Origin of the sequence: Streptomyces sp. GC420 (assembly GCF_009916105.1) — a bacterium.
Taxonomy (GTDB): domain Bacteria; phylum Actinomycetota; class Actinomycetes; order Streptomycetales; family Streptomycetaceae; genus Streptomyces.
On the sequence record NZ_JAAAXQ010000379.1, the window covers coordinates 1 to 7,288 of the forward strand.

At 71.5% G+C, this 7,288-nt stretch carries 8 protein-coding genes; 5 read left to right on the forward strand and 3 right to left on the reverse strand.

Annotation, left to right across the window (positions count from 1 at the left end; translation table 11 throughout):
- Nucleotides 1–67 precede the first annotated feature (67 nt).
- Genes GUY61_RS31610 through GUY61_RS31625 form a run of 4 tightly spaced genes read left to right on the forward strand, consistent with a single transcriptional unit; the run spans nucleotide 68 to nucleotide 4,261 of the window.
- A complete protein-coding gene (locus tag GUY61_RS31610) occupies nucleotides 68–1,426 on the forward strand; it encodes a sugar ABC transporter substrate-binding protein (protein ID WP_166633675.1) in 1,359 nt (452 codons plus the stop codon).
- Nucleotides 1,423–2,427, forward strand: a complete 1,005-nt coding sequence (locus GUY61_RS31615; RefSeq protein ID WP_166633676.1) for a carbohydrate ABC transporter permease — start codon at nucleotides 1,423–1,425, stop codon at nucleotides 2,425–2,427. Before GUY61_RS31610 ends, GUY61_RS31615 begins: the two co-directional genes overlap by 4 nt.
- On the forward strand, nucleotides 2,424–3,275 hold the full coding sequence (locus GUY61_RS31620; RefSeq protein ID WP_166633677.1) for a carbohydrate ABC transporter permease: 852 nt from the start codon (nucleotides 2,424–2,426) through the stop codon (nucleotides 3,273–3,275). Before GUY61_RS31615 ends, GUY61_RS31620 begins: the two co-directional genes overlap by 4 nt.
- Complete coding sequence (locus tag GUY61_RS31625; RefSeq protein WP_166633678.1) at nucleotides 3,272–4,261, forward strand: zinc-dependent alcohol dehydrogenase family protein; 990 nt, start codon at nucleotides 3,272–3,274, stop codon at nucleotides 4,259–4,261. Before GUY61_RS31620 ends, GUY61_RS31625 begins: the two co-directional genes overlap by 4 nt.
- 68 nt (nucleotides 4,262–4,329) lie before the next feature.
- Here the strand turns inward: GUY61_RS31625 and GUY61_RS31630 are convergent, their stop codons facing one another.
- Nucleotides 4,330–5,307 (reverse strand): EamA family transporter, encoded by a 978-nt coding sequence (locus GUY61_RS31630; RefSeq protein ID WP_208106706.1) that lies wholly within the window; start codon nucleotides 5,305–5,307, stop codon nucleotides 4,330–4,332.
- Between the two features lie 219 nt (nucleotides 5,308–5,526).
- Here GUY61_RS31630 and GUY61_RS31635 point away from each other — a divergent pair, with 219 nt between their 5' ends.
- Nucleotides 5,527–5,847, forward strand: a complete 321-nt coding sequence (locus GUY61_RS31635) for an alpha-amylase (RefSeq protein WP_166633680.1) — start codon at nucleotides 5,527–5,529, stop codon at nucleotides 5,845–5,847.
- Nucleotides 5,848–6,135: 288 nt separating this feature from the next.
- Here GUY61_RS31635 and GUY61_RS31645 read toward each other — a convergent pair whose 3' ends face one another.
- Entirely contained in the window at nucleotides 6,136–6,465 is a 330-nt protein-coding gene (locus GUY61_RS31645; protein WP_166633681.1) for a plasmid stabilization protein, read from the reverse strand.
- 78 nt (nucleotides 6,466–6,543) lie between these two features.
- Nucleotides 6,544–7,288: uracil-DNA glycosylase (locus tag GUY61_RS31650; protein ID WP_279576878.1), on the reverse strand; the 745-nt coding region annotated here is incomplete at its 5' end.

Sequence of the window (7,288 nt, forward strand, 5' to 3'; positions counted from 1 at the left end):
CCGCGCCCCGCACTCTCCGGGCCGCGGTCCGGTCCCGCACACCCCCGAACATCCATGGGAGACAGCCATGCCCATACGCAGAGTCCCTTCGATCCTTCTCACGGCCGCGGCCGCCGGCCCGCTGCTGGTGGCGTGCAGCGGGGCGGGCGGTGCCGGCGGGTCCGGCGACGGCGGCGCCTCGGTCAACGTCCTGATGGTGAACAACCCGCAGATGACCGAGCTGCAGAAGCTGACCGCCGACCACTTCACCAAGGAGACCGGCATCAAGGTCAACTTCACCGTGCTGCCGGAGAACGAGGTCCGGGACAAGATCAGCCAGGACTTCTCCAACCAGGCCGGACAGTACGACGTGGCCACCATCAGCAACTTCGAGGTCCCCTTCTACGCCAAGAACCAGTGGCTGCACCCGCTGGACGAGTACGTCGCCGAGGACGAGGGGTTCGACCGGGAGGACATCCTGGAGCCCATGCGGGAGTCGCTCACCGCCGAGGACGGCAAGGTCTACGGCCAGCCCTTCTACGGTGAGTCGTCCTTCCTCATGTACCGCAAGGACGTCTTCGAGGCCGAGGGCCTGACCATGCCCGCGAAGCCCACCTGGGAACAGGTCGCCGAGCTCGCCGCGAAGGCCGACGGTGCCGAGAAGGGCATGAAGGGCATCTGCCTGCGCGGCCAGCCCGGCTGGGGCGAGGTCATCGCCCCACTGACCACCGTCGTCAACACCATGGGCGGCACCTGGTTCACCAAGGACTGGGAGGCACGGCTGACCTCGCCGGAGTTCACCAGGGCGACGAAGTTCTACGTCGGCCTGGTCCGTGAGCACGGTGAGTCCGGGGCGGCGCAGGCCGGCTACGCCGAATGCCTGAACAACCTCACCCAGGGCAAGGTCGCCATGTGGTACGACGCCACGGCCGCCGCCGGTTCGCTGGAGGCCGACGACTCCCCCGTCAAGGGCAGGATCGGTTACGCGCCGGCGCCGGTGGACCGGACGGAGAGCTCCGGCTGGCTCTACACCTGGGCCTGGGGCCTGCAGAAGGCCTCGAAGAACCCCGATGACGCCTGGAAGTTCATCTCCTGGGCGTCGGGCAAGGAGTACGAGGAACTCGTCGGTGAGGAACTCGGCTGGGCGAACGTCCCCGCGGGCAAGCGCGCCTCCACCTATGAGCGGCCCGAGTACCGGAAGGCGGCCGCTGCGTTCGCAGATGTGACGCGGGAGGCGATTTCGAGCGCCGATCCGACCGATCCGGGCACCCAGCCCAGGCCCACCATCGGCATCCAGTTCGTCGACATCCCCGAGTTCTCCGACCTCGGCACCAGGGTCTCCCAGGAGATCAGCGCGGCCATCGCCGGACGCCAGTCCGTCGACGAGGCACTGAAGAAGTCGCAGGCGCTGGCCGAGAAGGTCGGCGAGGAGTACCGGAACCGATGAGCACGCCGATGACCACGCCGCCAAGCACACCGCAGGCGGTGCCCGGCACCGCCCGTACCCACCCGTACCCCGGGGCCGCGGCCGGGACGCCGCGGCGGGGCCCGCACCGTGCCCGCGCCTGGGCCGCCCGCGCCCCGCTGCTGCCCGCCCTGGTCTTCCTGATCGCGGTCACCCAACTGCCGTTCGTGGCGACCCTGGTGATCTCGCTGTTCGACTGGAACTCCCTCTATCCGGACGAGCGGCGGTTCACCGGACTGTCCAACTACGGCTCCGTCGCCACCGACGCCGGTCTGCGCGACTCGGTGCTCACCACCGTGGTCCTCACCGCCTCGGTCGTCCTGGTCAGCCTGCTGCTCGGGCTGGGGGTCGCGCTGCTGCTCGACCGGGCCTTCCCCGGCCGCGGCATCGTGAGGACGATGCTGATCGCGCCGTTCCTGCTGGTGCCGATCGCCGCCGCGCTGCTGTGGAAGCACGCGCTGTACAACCCGGAGTACGGCCTACTCAACGGCGCCCTGACCTGGGTGGCCGGGCTGTTCGGCTGCGGCACGGCGCCGCAGCCCGACTGGATCTCCGAGATGCCGCTGATCGCGGTGGAGGCCTCGCTGGTCTGGCAGTGGACGCCGTTCATGATGCTGATCCTGCTGGCCGGGCTGCAGAGCCGGCCGCTGGAGATGGTCGAGGCGGCCAGGCTGGACGGCGCGGGCAACTGGCAGGTGTTCCGCTATCTGACACTGCCGCACCTGCGCCGCTACCTCGAACTCGGGGTGCTGCTCGGCTCGATCTACATCGTGCAGCACTTCGACGCGGTCTTCACGATCACCTCCGGCGGGCTCGGCACCGCCAACCTGCCGTACACCATCTACCAGACCTTCTACCAGGCACACGAGTACGGGCTCGCCTCCGCGGCCGGCGTGGTCGTCGTCATCGGGTCGATCGTCGTCGCGACCTTCGCCCTGCGCGTCGTGTCGTCCCTGTTCCGTGCGGAGGTGTCCCGCGCATGAGCGCTCCGGCCGTTTCCCTCCCCCGGCGGAACAGGCGCGGTACCGCCCTGGGCTTCCTCGCCTGGCTGGTCGGCATCCTGTTCTTCCTGCCGGTCGCGTGGATGGTGCTCACCTCCTTCCACTCCGAGTCCGACGCCGCCGCCAACCCGCCGAAGCTCGCCGCCTCCCTCACCCTGGACGGCTACCGCTCCTTCCTCGAGGCCGGCGGCGCGGACGGCCCCTGGCCGGCGCTCATCAACTCGGCGACGGCGAGCGTCGGTTCGACCCTCCTCGTCCTCCTGCTCGCGCTGCCCGCCGCGTACGCGCTGTCGGTCAAGCCCGTGGAGAAGTGGACCGACGTCCTGTTCTTCTTCCTGTCGACGAAGATGCTGCCGGTCGTCGCGGGTCTGCTCCCGGTCTACCTCTTCGCGAAGAACGCCGGGCTGCTCGACAACATCTGGCTGCTGGTCCTCCTCTACACCTCGATGAACCTGCCGATCGCGGTGTGGATGATGCAGTCCTTCCTGGCGGACGTACCGGTCTCGATCATCGAGGCGGCGCAGATGGACGGGGCCGGACTGCCGACCGTCCTGGCCCGGGTGGTCGCCCCGATCGCCGGGCCGGGCATCGCCGCCACCGCGCTGATCTGCTTCATCTTCAGCTGGAACGAGATGCTGTTCGCGCGGGTCCTCACCGGCGTCACCGCGCAGACGGCGCCCGTGTTCCTCACCGGCTTCATCACCAGCCAGGGGCTCTTCCTGGCCCAGGTCTGCGCCGCCTCCGTCGCCATTTCCCTGCCGGTGCTCGCCGCCGGCTTCGCCGCCCAGGACAAGCTGGTCCAGGGCCTCTCCCTAGGAGCCGTCAAGTGAAGGCCGCTGTCATCGAAGCCCCCGGCAAGGTCACCGTCACCACGGTGCCCGACCCCGCACCCGGGCCGCGCGAGGTGGTGGTCGACGTGGCGGCCTGCGGGCTGTGCGGCACGGACCTGCACATCCTCCAGGGCGAGTTCGCGCCGAGCCTGCCGATCGTGCCGGGCCACGAGTTCGCCGGGGAGGTGGTGGGCGTCGGCAGCGAGGTCACCGAACTGACGGTGGGCGACCGGGTCGCCGTCGACCCGTCGCTGTACTGCCACGAGTGCCGCTACTGCCGGCTGGGTCACAACAACCTCTGCGACCGGTGGGCGGCGATCGGGGTGACGGTGCCCGGCGGCGCCGCCGAGTACGCGGTCGCGCCCGTCGCCAACTGCGTACGACTGCCGGAGCACGTCGCGGTCCAGGACGCGGCACTGATCGAGCCGCTGTCCTGCGCCGTGCGCGGCTACGACGTGCTCGGCAGCAGGCTGGGCGCGCACGTGCTGATCTACGGCACCGGGACGATGGGCCTGATGATGCTGGAGCTGGCCAAGCGCACCGGCGCCGCGTCGGTGGACGTCGTCGACATCAATCCCGTGCGGCTCGCCACTGCCGAGAAGCTGGGCTGCTCGCGGGCCGCCCGCTCGGCGGCCGAGTTGGAGCGGCCGTCCGGCTGGGACGTGGTCGTGGACGCGACCGGCAACGTGGCGGCCATCCAGGACGGCCTGGAACGGGTGGCGAAGGCCGGGACGTTCCTCCAGTTCGGGGTCTCGGACTACGCGACGACGGCCACGATCTCGCCGTACCGCATCTACAACCGGGAGATCACGATCACCGGCTCGATGGCGGTGCTGCACAGCTACGAACGGGCGGCGGAGCTGTTCGCGGGCGGGGTGCTCGATCCGGAGGTGTTCATCAGCGACCGGATGCCTCTCGACGAGTACCCGCAGGCACTGGCCCGGTTCGCGGCCGGCCGGGGACGGAAGATCGTGGTCGTGCCCTGAGCGGCCGAGGTCCCGCGGGCGGCCGGTCCGGCCCTGATCACCGGACCGGCCGGGACCGCGGGGATGGCTCAGCCCGGGCTTCCCCGCCTGCGTTCGGTGCTGACGATCAGGAAGACGCCGGCGACGACGACCGCGCCGCCGAGGAGGATCGGCCAGGTCAGTTCCTCGCCCAGGACCAGGGCGCCCAGGGCGACGGCGACCACCGGGTTGACGTACGCGTAGGTGGAGACGAGGGACAGCGGCGCGGAGTGCAGCAGCCAGGCGTACGCGGTGAAGGCGACGAGCGAGCCGAAGACGACGAGGTAGCCGAGGGCGAGCCAGGAGCGGGTGGAGACCGCGGCGAGGTCCAGGCCCCGCTGTTCGCCGCGGACCAGGGCGAGCAGGGCACAGCCGAGTCCGCCCGCGATCATCTCGTACGCGCCGGCGGCGAAGGGGTCGGCGGGCATCGGGATGCGGCCGGCCGAGAAGGAGCCCGCGGACCACAGCAGGGTCGCGACGAGGACCGTGAGGACGCCGCCGAGCCCTACGTCCCCGCTGAGTCCCGGCAGGGTGAGCACGGCGAGTCCGAGGAGGCCGAGTGCCACCCCGCCGAAGGTGGCCCCGCCCGGCCGGTCCCCGAAGGCCGTGCGCAGCAGGACCACCCACACCGGCATGACGGCCACGAGCAGCGCCGCGAGCCCCGAGGGGACGGAGGTCTCGGCGAGGACGACGAGCCCGTTGCCGCCGAGGAGCAGCAGCAGTCCCACGAGGGCGGCCGAGGCGAGTTCGCGGCGGGTGACGCGCAGGGCGGCGGGGCCCTGCCGCCTGGCGACGAGGGCCGCGAGTATCAGCCCGGCCGTGACGAACCGTGCGCCCGCGGAGAGGAACGGCGGCATGGTCTCCACGGCGACGCGGATGCCGAGGTAGGTCGATCCCCAGACGACGTACACGATGCCGAGCGCCACCCATACCGCCCCGGTGACGTGCCGGGGAGCGGGTGGTGCCGGCTCCGCCGCGGTCCCGGCGTCCGTGGCCCGTGGTGGTTTTTGCGGCGCGGGGGTCGTCAACGGAGCGCTCCTCGGGATCGTTTCTGCACTGACGAAGCCGGAGCTTAGGGACCGGACACGGGAACACCAAGTGATTTGCCCGCCATCGGGCAAGCGGGCGGCGCGGAGCACGGTCCGATTCTGAGATTTCTTGCGGAACTTGCGCAAAATCATGGAAGAGGTTGCAGAATCTGCGAGGATTCAAGGTGTCCGACAACCCCATGACCAAGGGAGTCAGAGATGTTCCGGCAGCTTTCGAAGCGTGTGACGGCGGCGGTGGCGCTCGTGCTCACGGCCTTCGGCACGGGGGGAACCGCCTTGGCGGCGGGAGGGGCCGAGGCTCCGGCCTGCGTCACGTACAGCACCGGCTGGCGGTACACGTTCGTCACCAACGGCTGCGAGGGGACGCAGCAGGTCGAGGTCGTCTACACGGACGGCACGCTCGGCCCGTGCCGTGCGATCGACCCGCGTCAGACCGCCACCTTCGCCGGATACGGAACGACCGCCAACCACCCGGTGCGCGTCGACTCGTGCCGGGTGGACGAGCCGGTCAACGGCTGAGCGTGTGAGCGGGTGATACCGGCACGCCCTCGGGGCACACGGTGTCATCCGCCCGGCCGGGCCCGGCCGGAGGGACCGGCGCCCAGGGGGCTGGTGCCTATCGAGCGCAGCAGATCCGCGGGACCGTCGTAGACTGCGGCGGTCCCGGCCTCCTCCAGGTCGGCGCGGGGCAGGCCCCCGGAAGCAGGGCGACACAGCGCACTCCCGCCCCGGATGCCGCCCTGACGTCCCGGACCGTGTCCCCGACGAAGACCTCTTCCGCGCCGCCGGGCGGCCGGGCTTCCCGCGTCACTTCTTGTCCAGCGCCTGCTGCAGCTGCGACTTGTTCATGCTGGAGCGCCCGTCGACGCCGCGGCGCTTGGCCTCCTCGTACAGCTGGTCGTAGGTGGGGCCCTGCGAGCCCTTGCCGGAGCGCTCTCCACCGCGCTGCGGGGCGGACTTGCTGTCCTGCGTGGAGGTGCGGCTCGCGCTCTTGGACTCTCCCGAGCGCGCCCGTTCCTTGTTGACGGTGCGGGCGGCGATCTCCTTGGCCCTCTTCTCGCTCTCGCCGCGGCTCTCCGCGCTTTCCTTGATGTGCTCGTACTGCCGTTCCCGCTTGGGGCTGGATCCTCGGGGCACGGGGCTCACCTTCCTGCCTGTCGCATCGCTTGCCGCACGAGTACCCCGCGGGCCCGGATGATCCCCCGGGGCGGCGGATCATCCCCCGCGCACCGCGAGGCCGGCGGCCCGCGCCGCCCCGGCGAGCACCTCGCGGAGCATCTCCGGTGTGAGCAGGCGGGTGAAGGTGTTGCGCTGGCTGACGTGGAAGCAGCCGAAGAGGCTCAGCGGCTCGGCGGAGCCCGCGGTGGCCGGTTCGAGTCCGACGCGGGCGCCGTGGCCGAAGACCGGACGGGGCCGGGGGACGGTCCAGCCCGCGGCGGCCAGCGCGGGCAGTGCCGCCTGCCAGCCGAAGGCGCCGAGGGCGACGACCGCCCGCACCGTGGGCCGCAGCAGCTCGAGCTCCCGGGCCAGCCAGGGCCGGCAGGTGTCGCGCTCCCCGGGTGTCGGCCTGTTGCCGGGCGGCGCGCAGTGCACCGGCGCCGTCACCCGCACTCCGTACAGCTCCAGCCCGTCGTCACGGCGTACGGACTCGGCGCGGGAAGCGAGCCCCAGGTCGTGCAGCGCCGCGTACAGCGCATCGCCCGAGCGGTCCCCGGTGAACATCCGGCCGGTGCGGTTGCCGCCGTGCGCTGCCGGGGCCAGCCCGACGACGAGCATCGCCGCGTCCGGGGGACCGAACCCGGGCACCGGCCTGGCCCAGTAGTCCCAGTCGGCGAAGGCCGCACGACGCACCTCGCCGACCTCCTCGCGCCAGGCGACGAGGCGCGGGCAGGCGCGGCACCCGGTCAGCGTCTCGTCGAGCTCGGCGAGGGTGCGTGCGGCGGGGGCATGCCGCGCGGGG